Origin of the sequence: Corynebacterium sp. c25Ua_89 (assembly GCF_047459735.1) — a bacterium.
GTDB classification, from domain to species: domain Bacteria; phylum Actinomycetota; class Actinomycetes; order Mycobacteriales; family Mycobacteriaceae; genus Corynebacterium; species Corynebacterium simulans.
In genome coordinates, this window is the sequence record NZ_JASBOD010000005.1 from 63433 (window position 1) to 85191 (window position 21759).

Below are 21759 nucleotides of genomic sequence, written 5' to 3' on the forward strand. Positions count from 1 at the left end.
AGCAGTGCTAATCCGCTCCTCTTCTCCGCGCACGCGGAGGTATTTCCGTGTCCACCTATGATGCGGAAGAATTAGTTAACTCTTCTCCGCGCACGCGGAGGTATTTCCACCAATCACTTCGGTGACGGCCAGCACCCCGACTCTTCTCCGCGCACGCGGAGGTATTTCCTGGAGCGCCGCGGCTACCATTGCCCGGGCGTGCTCTTCTCCGCGCACGCGGAGGTATTTCCCGCGGCGGCGGCCGAGTGCCTGGCCACGCCCGCTCTTCTCCGCGCACGCGGAGGTATTTCCAAAGACTTCCGCGTGCCAGAGTTCATGCACTTCTCTTCTCCGCGCACGCGGAGGTATTTCCGCTTATGACCCCGGCCTGGTGCCGGACCGCATCTCTTCTCCGCGCACGCGGAGGTATTTCCAGGTCTATCTTATGGCATCCATCAAGAAATATGCTCTTCTCCGCGCACGCGGAGGTATTTCCTCATCGAAAATGGTGAAGTAATCCAGGCCACCCTCTTCTCCGCGCACGCGGAGGTATTTCCCAAGCTAGGCTGGCGCGTCTTCTTCAAGAAAGCTCTTCTCCGCGCACGCGGAGGTATTTCTTTGTTCTAGGAGTTCGAGGCAGTCGCCGTGGTCTCTTCTCCGCGCACGCGGAGGTATTTCCGTCCCCGTAACTGTCACGGTTACCGAATACAGCTCTTCTCCGCGCACGCGGAGGTATTTCCGATGAGGATTGGTAGGCCGTGGCGCCTTTGGTCTCTTCTCCGCGCACGCGGAGGTATTTCCATCATCACCAGGGAAATGCACGCGAGCACCACCTCTTCTCCGCGCACGCGGAGGTATTTCCAAAATACGCCTATTAATGTCGGGCATATTCAGCTCTTCTCCGCGCACGCGGAGGTATTTCCGACTAATTCACCGTGATAGCTTTCTGCTTCACCTCTTCTCCGCGCACGCGGAGGTATTTCCAACGGAATCACCCACACCACCGCAAACATCGACTCTTCTCCGCGCACGCGGAGGTATTTCCTATCAATAACGTGACCGTCGTCGGCAATATTGCTCTTCTCCGCGCACGCGGAGGTATTTCCGTGAAGAGCTTGGCTGCTGCCCTGTTCGATGTCTCTTCTCCGCGCACGCGGAGGTATTTCCGCCCCTAGCCCACCTAATCGTCTCCCATAATCCTCTTCTCCGCGCACGCGGAGGTATTTCCATGACGCCGATTTGTTCCGCCGCCAGGGCGTACTCTTCTCCGCGCACGCGGAGGTATTTCCTACTCTTACACGCTGTCTTTCACCACCTATCACTCTTCTCCGCGCACGCGGAGGTATTTCCTAGGTAGTCTTTGCGGAGCCAGTGATTCTGCGCTCTTCTCCGCGCACGCGGAGGTATTTCCGGCGATCGATTGGCTCCGCGATTTTGGCGACTCTCTTCTCCGCGCACGCGGAGGTATTTCCGAGATCGGTCGCTTCTGGGTATGCGCTGATAATCTCTTCTCCGCGCACGCGGAGGTATTTCCTACGCCGGGAACTCAAGAAAGCCGGTGGCGACCTCTTCTCCGCGCACGCGGAGGTATTTCCAAGTTCAATCAGACGGTGCAACTGTGGACCGCCTCTTCTCCGCGCACGCGGAGGTATTTCCATATGTTGCTCGCCACGATGGTGCCCGACGGCGCTCTTCTCCGCGCACGCGGAGGTATTTCCTTTGCAGAGATTATCCTCCAGGGCACCATCGCCTCTTCTCCGCGCACGCGGAGGTATTTCCCATACTCTAGGCCGTGCCCTGCCAGCAAAGGTCTCTTCTCCGCGCACGCGGAGGTATTTCCAAGAAAGCCTGTGAAGATGGGCTATGCGCGTGTTCTTTCTGGCTCGGAGAACTGCTCGTTTGCGCGATGCTTGCCTCTCGCGGCCCTGTCTACTCCGAGGATACTGTTACTCGTCGTCGGGATGGCAGGAAATATCACGACCACTGCGATTGCCAAGGTGTTCTTGTTTTCCACGGTTACGGGTGGGAGGGCGAGGAATCCTACAAACGTCTGGAGGCCGAATGGATGGCAGCAGACGAGGGCGACGGTTCCGCAGCAACGCTCAAACGGTTCGCGAAGCGGGTGCGCGGTGACCGAATGCTGTCGTCCTATTCAGAGCAGCTTCCAGGTATTGGGGCTGTTCGTGCACCATTGAATCAAGATGGAACGTACATGCTGAAAGCACCGTATTTCGATGATGAGTACTTACCCAATTTGTCAGATACGGTTAAGCACTCGATTTGGGGCTGGCGTAGTCAGGAAGGGAGCCTTACCGGTGACCACAGGAGGAACGGCCACACTTATGATTCCATGCGAGAAAAGGGGTCGTTCTTTCCAAAACAGTGGTCAGATCTCGATATTGCCAACGCAATCGTCAAAACAGTAGAAGCCCCTGACTATGTAGCCTCCGCCAACGTCAGACGCACCGTCTATCGAGACATCGACGGAGTGATGATGAAAGTCCAGTGGAATAAGTTGCCGTCCGGTCAATTAAAAATTGACACGGCATACCCAATATTCGGCGCCGGAGTAGAATGGTACTCCCCAGCTCAAGAGCGAAGGATAGCCCGAGTAGAAGACGTTGAGAACGAGCTAAAGAAAGCGAGGAAAATTTGATGGAGAACTACGACGATGTTCGCTTCGAGTCTTTATGCAATGACTTTCGCTTTCGCGGAACCCTAACGAAATCAGATTTCAACTATGGAGAAATTGGTTCGGCGGCGATGAGCATCGCCGATGAGGTGATTGGAAACAAAGTTCCGCTTTCTTCGGACGAAATGAAGTTACTAATTAGTGCTTTTGCCGAGCACGAGAACGAGGTCGCCGACGTCGACGGATGGCGTGAAATCACAGCATTCTATGTTGCTGAACTACACCGCATGAATTTTCTAAGCATGAAGTAGTCACGCTTGCGGGGTGCGAGTCCCCGCCATGCTACTACCCCACACCACTGGTTGGTGGCGGGGGATTTTTTATGCCCAAAAACTAACCCAGGAGGTTAACAATGGCAGAAGAAGCAACCGCCACCACCGAGGCCACCGCCACGGAGGTGGCAGAACAGCCTAACGCCCAGGAGGCAAAGGCTAAACCTTCGCAGGAGCGCACCGCTGAATCGTACCAGCGTGAGCTTGAGAAACTTCGTAAGGAATGCGCGAAGTACTGTACCGAGCGCAATGAATTCCGAGCCGATGCTGAGAAGTATCGGAAAATTCAAGATGCAGAGAAGACTGAACTGCAGCGAGCTCAGTAAGCCCTGGAGGCTGAACGTGCTAATGCCAAGCAGCACCAGATGCAGCTTGCACGTACTCAGGCTCTTGCAACGTAAGGAATCTCCGAAGATAACGCTGACTTACTTGGCGATGACCCGGAGAAGTTCGATGCAAATGCGCAGCGTCTTGGGGAGCTTCAAGCGCAAGCGGCAAAGCGTACAGCTCCACCGTCTGACTATCCCATGGAGGATTTGAAACCTGGCGTATCTGATAAGCAGAGTGCTCCGGATTTCGCTTACCCATCGAATTGGGCTGTCAAGGGGCCCTTTGCAAATAAGTAAAGGAGAAGAAGTGGCTACTACCACCGTTCACTATCTTCCGGCCCAGAATCCCTCTTCTCCGCGCATGCAGAGGTATTTCCTTACCAACAACGGTATTTACCCCGAAGACTCCTCCAGGCAGTCTTAGGGGAAGTCCATCAGCGCGGTGGCGTCGTCAGTACTAAATAGCTCATTGAGCACAATGTTGAATTCGAGGCGACGGGCGTTTGGGATGTTCAATCCGCTGCATCCCGCGAACATGAGCATCCCAGAAGCCATAAGCCGGGCTGTTCGCTTATTGCCGTCGAAGTAGAAGTGGCTACGTGTGGCAGAGCAGAAGTAGGCCAGTCCACGTTCAATTGGGCATCAAGCAACGCCAGGGAGTCGAGCAACTCAGCATGTGCAGCATGCAGCTCCGCAGCTGGATCAAACTCAACAAATCCACCGTTCATGAGGCGCACTCCACCACCGTCACCAGCTACTGAACCATCACCACGAAACAGCCCGACGCAGCCGACAAATCCAAAATCTGTTGCTGCTCAGCTAGGTCCTTTCCGCCGACGGTTACGCCATCGAGTAGCGTGCGCTCCTCCGGCAACGTAAAAGTATTTCCCGCCAGCGCGGTTGCATTTGGTCCGGCAGTTGCCGTGTGAGACGATAAATCGCACGCTCAGTACCCAATCACGGATTCGAGGCCCAGGCGTCGTGCTTCAATGTGCAGTTCATAGCCCAACACCGTCATGACCTCACGCAAGCCGCCACAGCCCGCTACCAGCGCACTACCAACACGCTGCAAATTGTCCTATTATGGGGCAAATGAATGCGGAGACTCTGTGCTTGGAAACCACGGCAATTGAACAGTCCTCTTATCTCGAACAGGCCCCTCGCCTAAGCCTTGACCCAAAGACTCGCATCCTGGATATCGCACTGCCAGACCTCACAGAGCACGAACTGGAGCAACCGCAGTGGCGCGTCGAATCCCACTTCATCGATCGCCCACACTCCGTCCGCGTCTTCGAAGCCGGCGAGCGTCTGCGCGTGGGCATTCCCGGCCCCTTCAAATCCATCCAGGTAACCCTCATGGACGGCGAGGAACCACTCGCGCCGGAGTTTAACTTCACCGGCATCAGCAGCGATGCGCCGTTTATCATCCACGATCAGTCCACGCTGCTCGCCCCACAGGGCACCCTGGAGGATGCCACGCCGCTAGCTATCTGGGCGGGCTGGGAGTTTGGTCCACTGCCACAGCGCGTAGAGGTGCCACAGCGCGAGCCGGTGGACATCGATAAGCAAGTGTTCTTTGAGTGGGACTTTTCCGTCAAGACCTTGCCCAATGCGCAGGGCCTGGACGGCGAGCCGATTTATACGCAGTCGCCGAAGGTAACGCTGTACAAAGAAGGGGAGTGGCGCCTCGATTTGGTCTATGCGCCTGTCGACGGCGAGCAGGAAGAGATCTCCGAGCAAACCCTCGGCACCGGCATAGCAGAGGCGTTCCCCTCCGATCTCTACGAGGATCCGTGGGTCGGCCGCTACGAGGTCTCGCTGTACCACGAGGACACGCTTGTCGACGTCCGCTTTATCTCCATGGCCGAGGGCCTGCACATGCGCGCAAGGAACGAGGGCCCGCGCGGTACCGACTTCCGCTTCATCGATGCTTTGGGCAAGCACTCCGCGTTTGGTTACCTGCTCGCCTCGCCGCCGAAGAAGCCCATCGTGCTGGATAAGAAGGCACGCACTTTCCAGGAGACGGAGGTCTCCCGCCGCGAGGTAGTGGCCAGCGAGGCCGGCTACGAGCTGGAATTCGACGTCATCCCGGAGGCCCTTTTCACCCGCGTCAAACGCATCGGCTTGGAGCCGACCATCCACTACGAAAAGCCGGTCATCCTGGCAGGTCAACTGGACCAGGACGCCCAGTTCAGCGTCCATTCCCCGCGCCCGCTACCGCTAGCGAAGTTCGTCACCATCGACTCCCGCCAAAAAATCAAGGAGCTCGCGCGTACCTCCCGCACCACTCAGCCGGTGCGCAACCTGTCCGTGCCGAATGGCGCTTTGGTCAGCGCCGTGCGCAAGCAGGCTTCCTGCGAGCTGTTCCTCATGTGGTCCACGCTGTCCTACGAGGATTACCTCGCCGAGCTGCCTGAGAAGGAGCGCGCCGCGCACCTGAGCCGCAGCATGGAGCGCCGCGTGCTGGAGTATGAGGCATCGGCTTCCTCGAGCCTCATCTATGCTGCGCTGGCTACCGTCCGCAAGTCCCCATTGGCCAGCCGCGGCCTGATTGGGGAGGGCATCGAGATCGAGCAGAACCTCGAAGAGCCCGTTGACCTCGTGGGATGGGCGTGGCCTTTGGCCAACCCAACCGTTTCCCCAACCCGCCTTGAGCCAAACGAGACCGGTTTCGAAGCTCCTGAGCTCGAGGGCACTTTGCTTGTCGACGTCCGCGAGCTACAGGCTTCCTCCAACCTCGCCGCCCCGGCGCGCCCGTCGAGCGCCTCGCTCGTAGTCGGTGCCGACGCCGCCGAGCCAGCCTTGGCCTCGAAGGAGTGGACCCCGCTCGAGCTCTGGGACGCTTTCCGTTCCCTGCACGTGCTCTCGCAGCGCAGCCCGAACCCGCGCCTGCAGGCGATGTTCGACAGCATCATCGACAATCTGCGCCTCGACCCAGCCGCAGCCGTGCAGGCACTGGGCCAGTCTGGTGTGAGCGTTAACCAGCAGGCTCGTTCCCTGGTGCGCACCCGTTTGTTCCACATGGACGTCACCAGCGATAACCCAGCAACGGATAACTACCCTGGCCTTTTGGGCGCCGTCACATCCGATGCCGCACTGCCGGAAGAGCTCGCCACAGTGCGCACCTCGGGCGTCGACAGCCTGACGCGCCCGATGCTGCTCGCGGCCGCCACCACACCGAGCCTCTCGCCTGAGGTAGATGACCTCACCAGCGAGGCCGCCCGCATCGTCGCGCTGCGCGAATGCTTTGCCAACAACGGCCCGCTCGACGCCCTGGGCTCCGTAGAGAAGCTGCGCAAGGATGCAACGGCCCTGACCTCGATTGTTCAGGAAGCCGGCGTGGACATGTCCGTGAGCCACACGCTCATCGCGCTGAGCGCCTTTGGCAGCGGCAACACCGCCGACGAGCTCAACGCCGCCGCGTGGATGCCGTATATCTCCTACGCCTTCGCGCTGGCTTCCCGCGCGGTGGCCCACGGCGCCATCCCGGAAAACGCCCTGCTGAAGGAGGACATGCCCATGCTTGCCGACGTCATGCCGCTCGCCCCCCGCCTCTTCTTCTACGACCTCGTGACGGCCGAAGCTCTCTTCCGCGATCGCGACATGTGAGCGCGTGAGGTGTGCCACAATAGGTGAGCATGAAGGTTATCTCCACGAACGTCGCTGTCCGCCGCCCCGAGCCGCATGGGCGACACGAGTACACGGGCATCGATAAGCAGCCACGCCCCTTCCTGGACCTGGAGATACCTGGGCCCAACTACGGTGACGGCTCCGGCGTGGTGGGGGATTCCATCGGTGACCACGCCCACCACGGCGGTGCCGAGAAGGCCGTCTACGCTTATGCCCGCGAGGAGCTCGACTACTGGGAGGGCACGCTCAACCGCGTGCTGCGTGATGGCTACTTCGGGGAGAACCTCACCACCGAGGGGATCTCCTGGCCGAATATGCTGATCAACCAGCAGATTCAGGTGGGGGAGTGCGTGCTCGAGGTCTCCATTCCGCGCACGCCCTGCGCCACCTTCTCCGGCTGGATGGACGAGCCCGGCTGGCTCAAGTCCTTCACTGAGCGTGGCGATTGCGGTTCCTACCTGCGCATCATCGAGCCCGGCCGCATCAACCCAGGCGATGAGATTACGCTCATCGGCCGCCCCGACCATGACATCACCATGGGCATGGCCTTTGCCGCCAAGATGGGGGACAAGGAGCTAGCACGGCGCGTCGTCGACGCCGGCTGCCTTGCCGCAGTCCACCACGATCAGCTGGTTAAGCGCCTGCAGCCCCGCGGTTAGCTAGCCATTCATAGGTTGTCGCTTGTGAACCGCGCGTGCCATCCATACGCACGAATCGTGCCTTCACCAGTGACTTCAGCGCATATCGGACCTGCGCTCGAGTAAGGTTTGTGGCTGTTTCTATTTCGCCGATAGACAGCGGTTGTGCCGCCGTACGCAGCGCCTCCGCTACGCGCGGGGCGTTAACACCCAGGCGTTCCAAGGTCACTGGTGCATCCACTCGTCGTTCCGGGCCGGTGCCTGATTCCTCCTTGCGTAGTGGCTCCCAGATACGGGCCTCTCCACGAGTGTCCGGCCGCCACATCTTCACCGTAAATTGCACGCCAGAATCTATCAGGTCAGGCTCCGGTAGTCCTTGCTCTCGCGCGGCATCCAGCATGAGCTGCACGCCGCCGCCTTCGCCCTCAATAACAAAAGAGCCATCGTCTGCTTTGAGATATCGGCACAGCCTATAGAGCCGCTGGTTAATCTCCTGGCGCGCCAGATCTCTCGACTTGAGCTGTTCAACCGTCAGATCCCGTAGGCCTCCTGGACTGGAGATAACCATCTTGTCCGGTAGTAGGCGGACATCAATCGATTTACCCGCACCCAACGTATTTGGCCCAAGATCACGGTGCACCAATGCATTAGCCACGGCCTCTCGAATGGCCGGAAGGGGAAGTTCAGGAACTTCCACCATTGATCCGTCCTCTCGATATCGCCGTACGGCGGCTAAACGTTGCCTTGCCCATCCCATTACCGAGTTCAACAGCACCGGAACGGGCCCCTCAAAGGTCTCCAACCCCAGCACTCGCCCGTGCTTCGAACCATTTGGTAGCCTTTGCGCCACCGTTACTGCTAAGGAGGGAAAATGTCCTTGGGGATAGAAACCCAGCGCATACAGGCCAGCAAGGGTCAGCTCTCCAGTCGCGGTCGTCACCGCTAGCGCCCGTAAGACGTCCTCATCTTGAGTAAGTCCCGATAGTCGCCGATTCTTTTTCCGCGCCTGAACCAAGAAATCTTGCACCACGTCGCTATCTAGGTCTGCAAGGCTCGTGCCTTCCACAATCGTCGTGTCATAGGACACTGCCTCTTCGGCATGCAGCTTTGCCACGTCCATCATGCGCAGCTCCGAGGCACTCATACGGTAGTCCCCATCAGCCATTCGAAGATACGCTTCTCCCCTGTAGATAGCAGGCTTATCAATAATCGGAAGACCCGTAACCTCCGCAATCACGACATGCGTGCCATCTATTGCCACACTGTCGGTATGCACTGTGACTGGAGGGGTGATGGCATGACGCGCCTGCGAGGCCAGAGCAGCCTCCATCTCCGAAGGATTCTCAATGCCAGTGACAATGAATCCTTCCTTCTCATTGACACCGAGAATGATAAGGCCGCCACTCGGCATGTTTGCGAACGCGCACAATGTCTGCGGTAGAGAGTCCGGAATGCCCCCTTGAGCGGTTTTGACCTCGACTGTTGTTGAATCGCCGCCGCGCAACTCAAGCTCAGCCAATAGCTCTCTCAGCTGATTCTCGGACCAATTGTTCACGATGAATACCCGCCCTCAATGTTAACAATGACGGCTCAATGCTAACTTCATTCCTCTTCAATGACAAGAGTTCTCATTGATCTTCCCATTGAGGTGTCATTGACATTCTCATTGAGGCCAAAGTATGGCCCTGAAACCCCGTATGTTTAAGCTTTATCTAGCGCATAAACCGCAATGAGTGGTTGGATAAGAGTTATCCAACCACTCATTTGCTGTCTGACGAATGGATAGCCTCTACAAGCCTCACTACGTTACCGAGAGCTGGATCCCCGAATCAGGCTCCGGCACTCCCCGGCGCGATAAGGCCGGAGGCCCTTTTTAGGTCTATGTCCCTGACCATCTTGTAAGTAAGGCATGGAGTTTTCCCCAGAGCTCACCAGCCGGGCAGCACGTATCGAGCGAGAGATCTTGAATCTCAACCGTCATGCTGCTTCTGGCCAGTTGGAGTCTGTGGCCCGCTTACTCATGCGTTCTGAGGCGATTTCTTCCTCACGCATTGAAGGTATTGCGCCCAACGTCGACAAGGTTGTCCTCGCGGAACTCGCCCAAAAGGAGGAAGTCCGCGGCTTTAAGGAAAGCGCGGAAGAGGTTGCGCGTAACCTCACCGTTCTGTGTTCCATTGAGAAGAGCTTTGCCACCGAACCAACATCTCCATCGGCCTTCTTGAAAAGCTCCAAAGAGAGTTGATGGGGGAGAAGGGCTCTATCCCCACTGGTCTTCGCACTATTCAGAACTGGATTGGTGGAAGTAACCACACACCCATTGGGGCCGAGTTCATCCCAGCGCCCCCAGGCCTAGTCCATGACCTCGTGGACGACTTATGTCTTTACCTCGATGGCGCTTCGCACGGTGCTCTCATCCAGGCCGCAATTGCTCACGCTCAGTTTGAAACGATTCATCCCTTTGCAGACGGCAACGGGCACGTTGGCCCTGCTCTCATTCATGGAATTCTTCTGCGCCGCGGGCTTACGAAGTACACCATTCTGCCGGTAAGCCTCCTCCTCGGTACGCGGTCCAAATCGAAAGCTACCTGCCTTTTCGCACCATCGAGCGTTGTAAAATCCTCACCATGGAGCGCACGTATAAGTGGGAGCATGTCGAGACTCCCCTCATCCGGAACGAGGCCGCAGTTCATTTTTTAGGAGCCGGTTTGACCGCTTCCGGAGTGCAATACGGCGATGGATACGAGGCCACGTGGGAGCTGCGCGCCGCGGAGAACTGGATGACCGAACGTGTGTCGGTGAACGTTGAAGGCGACGGATGGGGGCGAAGCCTCGAGCTGTTTAGGTCCGAACAAGGCGTGTGGTCGGCGGAAACCAATGAAGAGGGCGCCCAGCCTGAAGAGCTGCCTTCCCCCGGTATCGTCCAGTCAGCCGACCTGAAAGCCGCACTCGATTGCGATCTCGGTCTGTGCCCTCTCACCAACACAATGCCTATTCGTCGCTTGACGCTGCTTGAGACTCAGGTTCCGAAAACGCAGCTGATCATGGCTTGGATTGATATACCGTCCCTCCAGGTGATCGCATCAGACCAGTACTACAGCTCCGTCGATGCTGAAACTGCCCGATATGAAAGCGGAACACGGGGAGTCGACGTCGAGTTGGAGGTCGACGGTGGCGGCGTGGTCGTACACTACCCTGATCTCGCACGGTGGGTCTGATCCGGAAGCAACTCTAACTAAGCTGGGCGGTATGAACGACCTGACCATCGCGCCTGGCCCAGGGATCCCCGGGGGTCTGGTCATCGTCGCCGCCGACCTGACGGAGCGGTTCGCGAAGTCGTCGGGACCAGGTGGCCAAGGCGTCAATACTACGGACAGCAAAGTGCAGCTTTCCGTCGATATCGCTACGTGCTCATCGCTTTCCGACGCCCAGCGTCGCCGCGTCCTTCACAACCTCGAACACCGCCTGGACGGCACAGTGCTCACCGTGAGCGCGTCGACGCAGCGCTCGCAGGTCCGTAACCGCACCGAGGCGCGAGAGCGCATGGCCACCCTCTTGCGCGAGGCGCTCGCTCCGCTTCCTCCTCCGCGGCGCAGGACCAAGCCGACGCAGAGCTCGGTGCGACGCCGTCTCGAAGCGAAAAAGCGGCGCTCGGAACTCAAGTCCACGCGACGGCGGCCCCAAATTTCCTAGTTCGAACCATCCGCGTGCATATCCTCACGCTGACGGACCTGGTTCGGGTAACCGCTACGCTGAGACAGCTTGGACCGGTTGAATCCGCTCGATTTCCGAGAGGATCTTGTCTTCCGCCACGTCCAAGTCATATTGAGCCTGTAACCCGAGCCAGAACTGGGGGCTCATCTCGAAAAACTTCGCTAGACGAAGGGCCGTGTCAGCGGTTACAGCGCGCTTACCGTGAACAATTTCGTTGATCCGGCGGGGCGGAACGCCGATGGAGACGGCGAGCTTGTGCTGGGTGAGCCCCATTCCTTTGAGAAAGTCCTCCATGAGGACCTCACCGGGGTGAACCGGAGGGAGCTTGTCAGTGGTAGTCAACGATCTCAACCTCCTCTGTCCCCGCGGCGGACCACCGAAAACAGATCCGCCACTGGTCGTTGATGCGAATACTATGTTGACCCCTGCGATCGCCTTTGAGCGCCTCAAGCCGGTTTCCCGGGGGAATCCGTAACTCATCAAGAGTCTGCGCGTACCCAAGCTGGCGCAGCTTCCACATACGCTCAGTGTCCTTGTCAGCGAACGACTGGATCCGGCTTGACCCTATCCCCCATAACGCGAAGCGTCAATAACGCTATACGTTAAATTTGAACTCCACGGTATGTAGTTGCAAAGTTACTTTCTCGTTAGCCTGCAACAATCAGAAAACTGTAATTACGTCAGCACACAGAGAACATATGGGCACATGGAAACACGTAAAGGTTTTGCGGGATGGCGTGGACGTCAACGTGAAGATTCTGGAGAACCTCGCCGCCCACGTCGCTCCCGCGTTGGGTGGCAGCCGAACCACAAAGGATCAGTCATCTGCTATCCCATCGACTAATTCTTGCAGGTCGCAGGACCTTCGCGCAACCGTCAGTTCAGTGCATTTTGAATAGTTCAGCACACGTTGTATTGTTCAGCACATGCTGACTATTGCTTCGCGCCTCGACGTCATGAACCGGCTCGGCCGGGCCATGGCTGATCCGACGCGCTCCAGAATCCTGATGACCCTACTCGACGGCCCGAGCTACCCGGCTGTGCTTTCGCGCGACCTAGACCTGACCCGCTCGAACGTCTCGAACCACCTGACCTGCTTGCGTGACTGCGGCATCGTCGTCGCCGAGCCGGAGGGCCGCAAGACACGCTACGAAATCGCCGATCCGCACCTCGCGACAGCGCTCAACGCGCTAGTGAACGCGACGCTGGCTGTCGACGAAAACGCCCCGTGCATCGACCCTGAGTGCTCGGTGCCCGGCTGCGACGGAAAAGGAGTGGACGCATGACTTCAGCGTGTGGATGCGAACACGAACCAGCCACGGAAATCGAAGATCTCGATCGGCCATGGTGGAAGGACCCCGAGTTGCTACTGCCGATCTTCTCCGGCATAGCCCTCGTCATAGGCCTGGCGCTGGACTGGTCTGGGCTAGAGACACCCGCGACAGTACTGTTCTGGGTCGGCCTGCTGCTAGGGGCGTATACGTTCGCGCCCGGCGCTATCCGGAACCTTGCCACGAAGCGCAAGCTCGGCATTGGCTTGCTTATGACGATCAGCGCGGTCGGCGCGGTGATCCTTGGTTTCGTCGGAGAGGCCGCGGCGCTGGCGTTCCTGTACTCGATCGCCGAGGCGCTTGAAGACAAGGCGATGGACCGGGCCCAAGGCGGACTGCGGGCACTGTTGAAGCTGGTACCGCAAACCGCGACCGTGCTGCGCGACGGTACGACGGCCGAGGTCGCTGCGAAGGACCTTGGGGCTGGCGAGCTGATGCTCGTGCGCCCCGGAGAGCGGATCGCCACGGACGGCATCATTCGGTCCGGACGCTCCAGCCTTGACACCTCAGCGATCACCGGAGAATCCATTCCGGAGGAGGTCGCACCCGGCGACGAGGTACCCGCGGGAGCGATCAACTCCGCCGGTGTGCTGGAGGTCGAGACGACCGCAGCTGGAACGGACAACTCGCTGACCACACTCGTCGATCTCGTCGAGAAGGCGCAGGCGGAGAAGGGTGACCGCGCCCGGATCGCCGACCGGATTGCCCGACCCCTAGTGCCCGGGGTGATGATCCTGGCGGTGCTGGTCGGTGTGATTGGCTCGCTGCTGGGCGACCCCGAGACGTGGATCACCCGTGCGCTGGTGGTCCTGGTCGCAGCGTCGCCGTGCGCGTTGGCAATCTCCGTGCCGCTGACGGTCGTGGCCGCGATCGGCGCGGCCAGCCAGTTCGGCGTGGTCATCAAGTCCGGCGCGGCGTTCGAGCGGCTCGGCGGCATCCGTCACCTGGCGGTGGACAAGACCGGAACCCTTACCCGCAACCAGCCCGAGGTTACCGGAGTGGTCCCGGCAGACGGATTCGATCGGGCGCAGGTGCTTTCCTTCGCGGCGGCGGTTGAGCAGCAATCGACGCACCCCCTCGCCGCGGCGATCGTGGCAGCGGAGCCCGAAGCGCCCACCGCCTTGGATATCAGCGAGGAAGCCGGTCATGGCATCGGCGGCACCGTCGAAGGCCGACGGGTGCTGGTCGGCAGCCCCCGATGGATCGACGCCGGGCCACTGAAGGCGGACGTTGAGCGTATGGAGTCCGAAGGCCAGACCTGCGTCCTAGTCACCGTCGATGACGCTCTCGCCGGGGCGATCGGGGTGCGCGACGAGTTGCGGCCCGAGGTGCCCGATGCCGTGCAATCCCTGCACGACAACGACGTGGAAGTGAGCATGCTCACCGGCGATAACACTCGCACCGCCCGGGCGCTGGCTGAAATCGCTGGAATCGACGACGTGCGCGCCGAGCTGCGACCGGAGGACAAGGCAAGCATCGTCGCCGATTTCTCCTCCAAGACGCCGACGGCGATGATCGGCGACGGCATCAACGACGCGCCGGCACTGGCGGGCGCAACGGTGGGCATTGCGATGGGAGCGACCGGCTCTGACGCCGCGATCGAGTCCGCTGACGTCGCCTTCACTGGCCACGACCTCCGGCTGATCCCGCAGGCGCTGCAGCACGCCCGCCGAGGCAGCAGGATCATCAACCAAAACATCGTGCTGTCTCTGGCTATCATCATCGTGTTGATGCCACTGGCGATCAGCGGTGTACTGGGCCTGGCCGCCGTCGTGTTGGTACACGAAGTCGCCGAAGTCATCGTGATCTTGAACGGCCTGCGGGCTGCACGAGCGAAACGCTGAGGCTGTGACCGGCAAGTCTTATAAGGGTTAAACCACGCGCCGAGCGCACACACACGTTGGACCAGGCGAGTCATTCGAGTTCACCACCTGGTCCTTCTCGATGCGTGCAGGCACGGGAACTGTGGGTGAACCTAATAGTTCAACGGCCCGATAACGCTTGCAGATTCTTCACACGAGGTAGCGGAATGGACCGAGGCCGAACGAAAACCGGAGTTAGAGACAGCGCTCTTCAACCTACCCCAATAACGCGAAACGTCATTAACGCCTCGCGTTACACGTTGAACTTGAACTCGACGGAGTGTCGTCGCTATTTAACGTGTGCGAGGATCATTTCTGGACCCCACCCCACTCGCTGGCATGAACCTTGCACACAGCCACGGCGATGGTCCCTGTACGGCCTTGCCGACTGAGCGCCCGGCACCCCCATCACAGACGTTCGTGCTCCACATCCTTCGCTCAAAGCAGACTGCTATTCCGTAAACCGATGTAGTCACCCCTCCAGGACGGTAGCCTTATCAACCCAGCGAGCCAATAGACTGAAAGCCGCGAGCTGCTCCAACGCGACTTGCTCCTCACCACCGTCGTGTGGAACATGCATCCCGGGATTGCGGATAGCCGCGTACAAGCCCTCTGCAAAGGCGCGGGCGCCCCGATGTAGGTTCTCAAACGTCTTACTGCCATCATTTTCCATAAGCCGAAGGCGCGGCACATTACGCTTCGGATCATGGAGTGAAAACGCCTCATTGAAAAGTGCTGTTTCAGATATGTCTAGGCGGTTCAGTTTCGCTTGGGTCTCTGCATTGATGCGGATGGCAGCCTGCATCACGGCTTGATGATAGTGCCCATGATTCCAGTAACCCTTGCCATTCTCCCACGCCCACGGATGCAGATTGGCGGCGTCTAAGTCTGGCGTGTTGTCTCCGAGCTTTTCAGCGAGTTCAGACCTACGTTCAAGCACTGTCTTGGCCCGGGAGGCTTGGTCCCTCAGCCAGCTATACTCCTTGTCCTGGACTGGGAGTCCTTGTCTCCACCCGGGAAGCGCTCGGTCAAGGATCATTTCAACGACGTGGGCACGTGCCGCAGCCTCAGTCGGCGATCCGCTCATAACGGTTCCAAGGTAGGCGATGCCCGGGCCCATGTCGGGGACTACCTTCTCTGTGACTTGCAGGAACGCGTCTATCTCATTGATCGCCCACTCGGGGTCTAGCTCGGCCATGCCTCCATTATGACGTATGGGGCTGACATGGCCGGAGAGAACTGTTCTGATACCCCAACCAGAAACACCCCTCGTTATTGCAGGCGCGCTAACGCGCGCCCACAATGGAAACCATGAGCGACGCCAACTTCATCATCCGCCAAATCACCTTCGACTGCCACGATCCGTCTAGGCTCGCCGAGTTCTGGGCGGTCGCAACCGGCTGCGAAATCGCCGCGGATTACGGCGATTTCGTGATGGTCGATTCGACCCCGGCGCTAGGGTTTCAGCGCGTTGAGGATCCCACGCCTGGCAAGAACCGCATGCATATCGACGTTGGCGGGGCGGAGCGCGAATCCTTGGTAGAGCGCCTCAAAGACCTAGGCGCTACCGAACTCACCACCCACGAGGCGCCGGGATTGGTGTGGACCGTCATGCAGGATCCGGAAGGCAACGAGTTCTGCGTGGGCAACCTCGGGGCCTAGCTACAAATTGAACTTAAACTCGACGGAGTGGCGAAAGAAGGCTACCTCACTCAGTTGCAAGCGATTCGAGAAGCCGAAAAGTGTGCCGCAAGGCGTTTCCTGCTCGGAAAGGCAGCCTCCGCAGGCTAGATCGTTCCGCGTCATGAAGAGCTAGCACCGCCGAAGTCCCCCTCAAGTCAGATTCGGACTCATTCTCACAGTCAGTCGCGGAACGAAAACCAACTTAGTACGGTCCCGACTGCAACTAAAACTGTTCCTCCGAAGCTAAATACCATCTTCTAACCGCTGGCGAAGCACGACTTCCTCTTCATCGCTGAGTCCAGCAAGTCTTTCACCCTGCTGTTCTTCTTCGAATCGCAGCGCATCCGCCAATGTTTCCTTCAACGGACGAATCCGCAGGCCAGCTTCGTAGGCTGCGGCGCAATCGAGTAGCGCGATGTTGCGAAACTGTTCACCTGGTACCCACAACGGCAAGGATTTTGGACCCATCCACGGGGTTACATCATTAGCGAGAAGCAGTTCATCAGAGTAAGGTCGCTCCGTAGCCTCCGATGCGGTTAACTCACGCGAAATCTTGAACACATCAGACAAGGAAGTAGCAAACCCCGTAGCGTTAAAGGTTCCGAAAGTCCCAACTTCTGCAGATTCAACTATCCAGCCTGCAAGGTCTTTCACATCAATCATAGCGACGGGAAACGCTGGGTCTGGGACGATAACGTTCTCACCCGTGGGATGCGCGAAGCGATACGGGTAGTAACCACTGCGCCCTGTTTCGTCGCCGTAGCCGGCGATCAGACCGGGGCGAACTACCATTACCGACCGATTTGTGCTGCGATATATCGTTTCGCAAGCAGACTTTGCGGCTGGGTACTGCCCCATGTTCTCCATGTAGTCAATTTCAAGCGGAGTGACTACGGAATCAGACTCGGAAGAAATACTTCCTTGGTCCTCATATACGCTGCTCGAAGACACAAATATACGATGCTTGGCCTGGAGTTTCGTCGCCGCATCCCGCGCATGCTTCGGCTGACTCGTCAGATCCACAATGGTGTCCCAAGTTTTCCCCGCAACCTCATCGTACGCACCGTCACGGTCACGGTCTGAACTCACAAATTCGGCTCCGTTGGGAACCTTCCCGTTACCCCGCGCGAGGCAAGTAACTTGATGTCCTCGGTCGATTGCTGCCGCCGCAATGTGTCCTCCAAGGAAACCGGTACCACCGAGCAATAAAAAGTTCATGTCACTAGTTGTACACGAAACCTTCTCACACGTGACCAGTCCTAATCCCAGCGCATCCAAGCTGGAATAAGATGTCAGAGCAGGATTACCCCACCATCTGTCAGAGCTTCTTATTCGGCTAACCTACACATTGAACTTAAATTCAACGCAGACGACATCCTCAGCCTGCTCGACCTCGCAGACCGCTAGCTCGCCAGCAGCCGCTTTGACACGAAGCTCTCACCGCCTACCGGGCGCGCAGTTCCACGGGCACAGCCTTAAAGTTTGCGGATACGCTCTGCATCAGCCACGAGGTTGTGCGTGAGCTTCTCCGCTTCAAGGCCACTCAAGTCGCAGCTGTCGAAGCGGGCCAGCCAATCAGCACGAATGGCGGGGGAGTCGAACCAGGTTGCGCGCTCGGCTTCAATATCCTCGATACCGCTCAAGGTGCGGCCGTCGCGGGTGCGGATCTCGAGGTCGTCGACAAGCGGGGCAATCGCTTGAAGCCCTGGGACGATGGCCTTAAAGCCCGACGTATGGGAAACCTCATTGGTCCAGCGCGGGTAGCGGCTCACGCGCTGCGCCTCCAGGTAGCGCTGGACGACACCGAGCCTGGAGACCTCCTGCGCCACCGCCAAGCCCACGACCCTCACGCGGAAACCCGCGGAGCGAAACTTGGCTATCTCACCCGCGATGAATTCCGGGTTGGACAGCGTGTTCTCAATGATGAGGGAGTGGCCGTGCTGCCGGCCATCCTCGATCAGCGAGGACATCCAATAGGGGACCGGACCGTTGGTGAGCACATCCATGCGCAGGGGGTCGCGCTCCATGATTTCGTCGAGGGCGGGGTGATACTTACGCAATTCATCCGAAGCTAGGACAACATGGTCGTGCGTAAGCGTCTCAATCACCGAAGACTTTCCCGATGCTGGTTGTCCTGCTAGGTAGATGACCTCAGGTTCCGCGGATGGCTGGCAAAAGAGATACGCGATACGCCGCTCAAGGACGCGGCGTTTAAAAGCATCATCGACCGGAAAATCCGCAGCCTTCAGCACTGTCACGCCACCTTTGCGCGGGTTTCAAGCTCATCGAGCAAGCGAGCAAAGAATTCCGCTGCGGCACGGATTTCCTCAAGGTCGGTGTTATCAACACCACTCACAATGCGCTGGACAAAATCCTCTTGTGCAGTCCAATACTTAATTTCTAGCTCACTGTCGGTCGCAAGCTGCTGGTGGAAATAGGCAGCTTTCAGCGAGGACGCAACCTCCTTCATTGCGTCGAAGGCTGCGTACTCGATCTCCGGGACGTTGGCGGTGCTCATGGCGCTTAGAAGAGCAGCGCCACGGCGGTTTTAGCCGTTGATAATCTGCGGGTAGGCCAGGCCCTTGAGGCCCTCGGTGCCAAACTCCACGCCGTAGCCGGAGGACTTGATGCCGCCGAACGGCACGCGCGGATCTACGGCACCGTGGCTGTTGATCCACGTGGTGCCAGCCTCCAGCTGCGCGGCAACTTCCAGAGCGCGCTCACGGTTGGAGGACCACACGGAAGAGCCCAAGCCCACGTCAAGCTTGTTGGCCTGCTCGATGGCCCAATCCAGGTCTGTGTACTTCACAATCGGCAGTGCCGGGCCGAACTGCTCCTCGACGACCAGCGCGTTATCCGGGTCGATGTCCGCCACCAGGGTGGTGGGGTAGAAGTAGCCCGGCGCGTCATAGTCCGGGTCACCGCCCAGCAGCACGCGGGCTCCGGAGTCCTTGGCGGCGTTGACGAGCTTGTCCACGATGTCGAACTGCTGCTTGTTCTGCAGCGGGCCGAGCACGTTTTCTTCTTCCAACCCCACACCCATCGGCGAGGCCTTGGCTACCTCGACGAGGGCTTCGCAGACGGCGTCGTAAAGCGATTCCGGCACGTACAGGCGCTTCATAGCCGCGCAGGTCTGTCCAGTGTTGATGAACGCGCCCCAGAAAAGGTCGCCGGCGATGGCGGCTGGGTCGGCGTCGTCAAGCACGATGCCCGCATCGTTACCGCCGAGCTCAAGGGTGAGGCGCTGCAGGTTCGCGGCAGAGGACTCGACGATCTTCTTGCCGGTCGCAGTGGAGCCGGTGAACATGATCTTGTCGATGTCCGCGTGAGTGGTCAGCGCTGCGCCTACCGCGCCGTCACCGGTGACAACCTGCAGGACGCCTTCCGGAAGCACGGAATTAAAGACCTTGATGAGCGCCAGGACGGACAGCGGGGTGTACTCGGAAGGCTTAACCACCACGGCATTACCCATGCGTAGGGCCGGGGCAATCTGCCAAATGGTGATCATCATCGGCCAGTTCCACGGGCCAATCGCACCGACGACGCCGAGCGGACGGTAGTGCACGGTCGCGGTGATGTCATCATCGACAGCGGTGTAATCAGGGGACTCGAAGGACGCCGTCGCGCGCAGCCACGCGGAGCACGCACCAACCTCGAAGCGAGCATTCGGGCCGTTCAGCGGCTTGCCCTGCTCGCGGGAGAGCAGCTCCACCAGCGGCTCCGCGGAAGCCTCAATGGCGTCCGCAGCCTTGAGCAGGAGGTCACAGCGCTCAGAATCGCTGAGCTTTGCAAAGGACTTCTGCGCCTGAACCGCACGCTCGACCGCCGCATTGAGCTCCTCAACGTTGCCTTCCGGCGCGACACCCACAACCTCTTCGGTGGCCGGGTTGATGATTTCGCGGCCCTCATCAGCGGTGATGGTTGCGAGAAGATCTTCATAAGTGGCGAACTGCGACATTTATTCTCCTTGGTCGAGGTGTGCAAAGTTTCGCCCATTGTTACCTACAACACAAAATTCCACTTGACTTTAAGTGCACAAAACTTGTTCAAAAATGTGCTTGAAGTCACTGTATAGTACTAATATGCCCAACACTTCCTCGCACTATGACCTCGCGGCCTGGCGCGCGGCGTCTTCGGAGACCTTCGGCAAGCTGGAGGTTCACGCACCCGAGGCGAGCACCTTTTGGGCCCAGCTCACCAGCACCAGGGTGGGGGAGGTCTCCCTCTTTGACATGCACACCGCGCCCCATTCGGTAAAAAGGGAAAACGCAGCGCTTGCCGACGCCCCCTTTTGCAAGCTCAGCCTTCAACTTTCCGGCCGCTCCACCATGGCTCAAGATGGCCGAACCTGCGAGCTTCATCCCGGTGACTTAGCACTGTATGTCACTCAACGGCCTTATGTTCTTGAATATCCCGTCGAGCAGCACACTCTTATCGTTCACTTTCCACAGAGCCTACTTAGCCTCACACCGGCGCAGATTCAGCAGCTAACTGCGAGCCCAGTTTCCCGTGATCATGGCTTGGGCAAGGTGGCAGTGCCGCTTTTCGAGCAGCTGGCCAATAACCTCGACGTGCTCGAAGGCCCGCACGCCCCGGCCCTTGTTCACTCCGCCTTGAACATGTTGGTCACAGTGTTCTCTTCTGAAATCGACACCGCTTCTGACTCGAAGAATTTGTTATTCAACCAGGCCACCTCATATATCGAGGAGCATTTGGGTGATGCAGATCTTTCCCCAAGCACCATCGCCACGGCGCTTTTCGTATCCGTGCGCCATCTCCATTCCCGCTTCGCCGCACAAGGCCTGTCAGTAGGCTCCTATATCCGCAGCCGCCGACTAGAGAAAGTACGGGAGGAGCTAACAAACCCCTTAAATGCCAAGGAATCCATTGGCACCATCGCCGCGCGCTACGGCCTGCACGATCCTTCGCACTTTTCACGGGTATTCAAAGCTGAATTCGGGCTTTCTCCCAGCGCTTATCGCGCCCGTTTCGCAGTCCATCCCTTTAAGACTTCTAAATGGGGGTAAATCTCCCATTTAGCCTCTCTACGAATCTGCGTAATAGCATAATAATTTTGTGAAGAAGAAATCTCTTGGCCTACTGCTTGCAGCGGCCCTCTCATTTGGCGCTATCTCTCCAGCGCAAGCACAAGAAGTTAACGCTCCGGTTGCCTCCGAAACGGGCGCTACAGCCGAACAAGATACCGCCACCGACTCTCAGTCCTCTGAACCTGATACCGGGGTAATTGTTGGCTCTGTCGTCGGCGCTCTCGCATTGGCCGGCCTCATCGCGGGCGGAGTCTATTGGGCTGTTCAACAGCGCATGATCCCCAATCCACTGCCTGGAATTATTCCGAATCCTCCAGCACCAGCTCCCGCCCCTGCGCCAGCACCGGCACCAGCTCCCGCTCCCGCCCCTAGGCCAGCTCCCGCCCCACCTCGCGTGATGGCACCCGCCCCGGCTCGCGTCACCGCCAGCTATGCAAACTGCACTGCTGTGTGGAACTCCATTGGCCGCCCAATCCGCTCTGGCGATCCTGGCTTCATGTCGAAGTTTGATCGTGATGGCGATGGCGTTGGTTGCGAGCGCGACCCTCGTTAAGACCTAAAGCAGCCACCCCATCGGAGTGGCT

At 58.8% G+C, this 21759-nt stretch carries 24 protein-coding genes and 1 CRISPR repeat array (1 of these 25 only partly in view); of the genes, 14 read left to right on the forward strand and 10 right to left on the reverse strand.

Features of this window, described 5'->3' with window-relative positions; translation table 11 throughout:
* A CRISPR array of direct repeats spans window positions 1-1819; the repeat unit is 29 nt; unit sequence CTCTTCTCCGCGCACGCGGAGGTATTTCC (it extends 775 nt beyond the left edge of the window).
* 225 nt (window positions 1820-2044) lie between these two features.
* The 3 genes from QKB66_RS08630 (at window position 2045) to QKB66_RS08640 (ending at window position 3269) form a co-directional block, all read left to right on the forward strand.
* Complete coding sequence (locus QKB66_RS08630) at window positions 2045-2635, forward strand: hypothetical protein (RefSeq protein ID WP_414253121.1); 591 nt, start codon at window positions 2045-2047, stop codon at window positions 2633-2635.
* The gene (locus tag QKB66_RS08635; RefSeq protein WP_414253122.1) at window positions 2635-2922 is read left to right on the forward strand and encodes a hypothetical protein; all 288 of its coding nucleotides are present in this window, start codon (window positions 2635-2637) and stop codon (window positions 2920-2922) included. The genes QKB66_RS08630 and QKB66_RS08635 overlap by 1 nt, the downstream gene beginning before the upstream one ends.
* A gap of 101 nt (window positions 2923-3023) precedes the next feature.
* Complete coding sequence (locus tag QKB66_RS08640; protein WP_414253123.1) at window positions 3024-3269, forward strand: hypothetical protein; 246 nt, start codon at window positions 3024-3026, stop codon at window positions 3267-3269.
* Between the two features lie 515 nt (window positions 3270-3784).
* On the opposite strand, the gene QKB66_RS08645 is transcribed toward QKB66_RS08640, so the two are convergent.
* Together QKB66_RS08645 and QKB66_RS08650 are read right to left on the reverse strand one after the other, a co-directional pair.
* Complete coding sequence (locus QKB66_RS08645) at window positions 3785-4000, reverse strand: hypothetical protein (protein WP_414253124.1); 216 nt, start codon at window positions 3998-4000, stop codon at window positions 3785-3787.
* Between the two features lie 218 nt (window positions 4001-4218).
* On the reverse strand, window positions 4219-4344 hold the full coding sequence (locus tag QKB66_RS08650; protein WP_414253125.1) for a hypothetical protein: 126 nt from the start codon (window positions 4342-4344) through the stop codon (window positions 4219-4221).
* A 20-nt stretch (window positions 4345-4364) separates the two neighbouring features.
* On the opposite strand from QKB66_RS08650, the gene QKB66_RS08655 reads away from it, so the two are divergent.
* Both QKB66_RS08655 and QKB66_RS08660 read left to right on the forward strand, forming a co-directional pair.
* Window positions 4365-6881: a hypothetical protein gene (locus QKB66_RS08655; protein WP_414253126.1), complete on the forward strand. Its 2517-nt coding sequence runs from the start codon at window positions 4365-4367 to the stop codon at window positions 6879-6881.
* A 29-nt stretch (window positions 6882-6910) separates the two neighbouring features.
* Complete coding sequence (locus QKB66_RS08660) at window positions 6911-7561, forward strand: MOSC domain-containing protein (RefSeq protein WP_046646462.1); 651 nt, start codon at window positions 6911-6913, stop codon at window positions 7559-7561.
* On the opposite strand, the gene QKB66_RS08665 is transcribed toward QKB66_RS08660, so the two are convergent.
* On the reverse strand, window positions 7536-9095 hold the full coding sequence (locus QKB66_RS08665) for an ATP-binding protein (protein ID WP_414253127.1): 1560 nt from the start codon (window positions 9093-9095) through the stop codon (window positions 7536-7538). The two genes, QKB66_RS08660 and QKB66_RS08665, sit on opposite strands and share 26 nt — an antisense overlap.
* A 354-nt stretch (window positions 9096-9449) precedes the next feature.
* On the opposite strand from QKB66_RS08665, the gene QKB66_RS08670 reads away from it, so the two are divergent.
* The 4 genes from QKB66_RS08670 to arfB are packed head-to-tail and all read left to right on the forward strand — an operon-like array spanning window position 9450 to window position 11230.
* Window positions 9450-9782, forward strand: coding sequence for a Fic/DOC family N-terminal domain-containing protein (locus tag QKB66_RS08670; RefSeq protein ID WP_227485928.1), 333 nt, complete (start codon window positions 9450-9452; stop codon window positions 9780-9782).
* Window positions 9782-10237, forward strand: a complete 456-nt coding sequence (locus QKB66_RS08675) for a Fic family protein (RefSeq protein ID WP_034657303.1) — start codon at window positions 9782-9784, stop codon at window positions 10235-10237. The genes QKB66_RS08670 and QKB66_RS08675 overlap by 1 nt, the downstream gene beginning before the upstream one ends.
* A complete protein-coding gene (locus QKB66_RS08680; protein ID WP_201040779.1) occupies window positions 10165-10755 on the forward strand; it encodes a putative glycolipid-binding domain-containing protein in 591 nt (196 codons plus the stop codon). The genes QKB66_RS08675 and QKB66_RS08680 overlap by 73 nt, the downstream gene beginning before the upstream one ends.
* A 31-nt stretch (window positions 10756-10786) precedes the next feature.
* The gene (arfB, locus tag QKB66_RS08685; RefSeq protein ID WP_061925370.1) at window positions 10787-11230 is read left to right on the forward strand and encodes an alternative ribosome rescue aminoacyl-tRNA hydrolase ArfB; all 444 of its coding nucleotides are present in this window, start codon (window positions 10787-10789) and stop codon (window positions 11228-11230) included.
* A 54-nt stretch (window positions 11231-11284) separates the two neighbouring features.
* On the opposite strand, the gene QKB66_RS08690 is transcribed toward arfB, so the two are convergent.
* A complete protein-coding gene (locus tag QKB66_RS08690) occupies window positions 11285-11545 on the reverse strand; it encodes a HigA family addiction module antitoxin (RefSeq protein ID WP_061925715.1) in 261 nt (86 codons plus the stop codon).
* A 34-nt stretch (window positions 11546-11579) separates the two neighbouring features.
* Window positions 11580-11771, reverse strand: a complete 192-nt coding sequence (locus tag QKB66_RS08695) for a type II toxin-antitoxin system RelE/ParE family toxin (RefSeq protein WP_200896708.1) — start codon at window positions 11769-11771, stop codon at window positions 11580-11582.
* 406 nt (window positions 11772-12177) lie between these two features.
* Here QKB66_RS08695 and cmtR point away from each other — a divergent pair, with 406 nt between their 5' ends.
* Together cmtR and QKB66_RS08705 are read left to right on the forward strand one after the other, a co-directional pair.
* Entirely contained in the window at window positions 12178-12537 is a 360-nt protein-coding gene (gene cmtR / locus QKB66_RS08700) for a Cd(II)/Pb(II)-sensing metalloregulatory transcriptional regulator CmtR (protein WP_046646453.1), read from the forward strand.
* Window positions 12534-14426 carry a heavy metal translocating P-type ATPase gene (locus tag QKB66_RS08705; protein WP_061925373.1) on the forward strand — a complete coding sequence of 631 codons (1893 nt, stop codon included), beginning with the start codon at window positions 12534-12536 and terminating at the stop codon, window positions 14424-14426. Before cmtR ends, QKB66_RS08705 begins: the two co-directional genes overlap by 4 nt.
* A 490-nt stretch (window positions 14427-14916) precedes the next feature.
* On the opposite strand, the gene QKB66_RS08710 is transcribed toward QKB66_RS08705, so the two are convergent.
* Entirely contained in the window at window positions 14917-15642 is a 726-nt protein-coding gene (locus QKB66_RS08710) for a TIGR02391 family protein (RefSeq protein ID WP_061925377.1), read from the reverse strand.
* Between the two features lie 104 nt (window positions 15643-15746).
* Here QKB66_RS08710 and QKB66_RS08715 point away from each other — a divergent pair, with 104 nt between their 5' ends.
* Entirely contained in the window at window positions 15747-16106 is a 360-nt protein-coding gene (locus tag QKB66_RS08715) for a VOC family protein (protein WP_198530976.1), read from the forward strand.
* 264 nt (window positions 16107-16370) lie between these two features.
* On the opposite strand, the gene QKB66_RS08720 is transcribed toward QKB66_RS08715, so the two are convergent.
* The 4 genes from QKB66_RS08720 to QKB66_RS08735 all read right to left on the reverse strand — a co-directional run bounded on the left by QKB66_RS08720 (window position 16371) and on the right by QKB66_RS08735 (window position 20085).
* Window positions 16371-17345, reverse strand: a complete 975-nt coding sequence (locus QKB66_RS08720; RefSeq protein WP_070587036.1) for an NAD-dependent epimerase/dehydratase family protein — start codon at window positions 17343-17345, stop codon at window positions 16371-16373.
* A 257-nt stretch (window positions 17346-17602) separates the two neighbouring features.
* Window positions 17603-18385, reverse strand: coding sequence for a zeta toxin family protein (locus QKB66_RS08725; protein ID WP_414253128.1), 783 nt, complete (start codon window positions 18383-18385; stop codon window positions 17603-17605).
* Window positions 18382-18645 (reverse strand): hypothetical protein, encoded by a 264-nt coding sequence (locus QKB66_RS08730; RefSeq protein WP_061925390.1) that lies wholly within the window; start codon window positions 18643-18645, stop codon window positions 18382-18384. Before QKB66_RS08730 ends, QKB66_RS08725 begins: the two co-directional genes overlap by 4 nt.
* Window positions 18646-18675: 30 nt before the next feature.
* Complete coding sequence (locus QKB66_RS08735; protein WP_070823382.1) at window positions 18676-20085, reverse strand: aldehyde dehydrogenase family protein; 1410 nt, start codon at window positions 20083-20085, stop codon at window positions 18676-18678.
* Window positions 20086-20209: 124 nt separating this feature from the next.
* On the opposite strand from QKB66_RS08735, the gene QKB66_RS08740 reads away from it, so the two are divergent.
* The gene (locus QKB66_RS08740; protein ID WP_414253129.1) at window positions 20210-21154 is read left to right on the forward strand and encodes a helix-turn-helix domain-containing protein; all 945 of its coding nucleotides are present in this window, start codon (window positions 20210-20212) and stop codon (window positions 21152-21154) included.
* A gap of 49 nt (window positions 21155-21203) precedes the next feature.
* Window positions 21204-21728: an excalibur calcium-binding domain-containing protein gene (locus QKB66_RS08745; protein ID WP_414253130.1), complete on the forward strand. Its 525-nt coding sequence runs from the start codon at window positions 21204-21206 to the stop codon at window positions 21726-21728.
* Window positions 21729-21759: the final 31 nt, after the last annotated feature.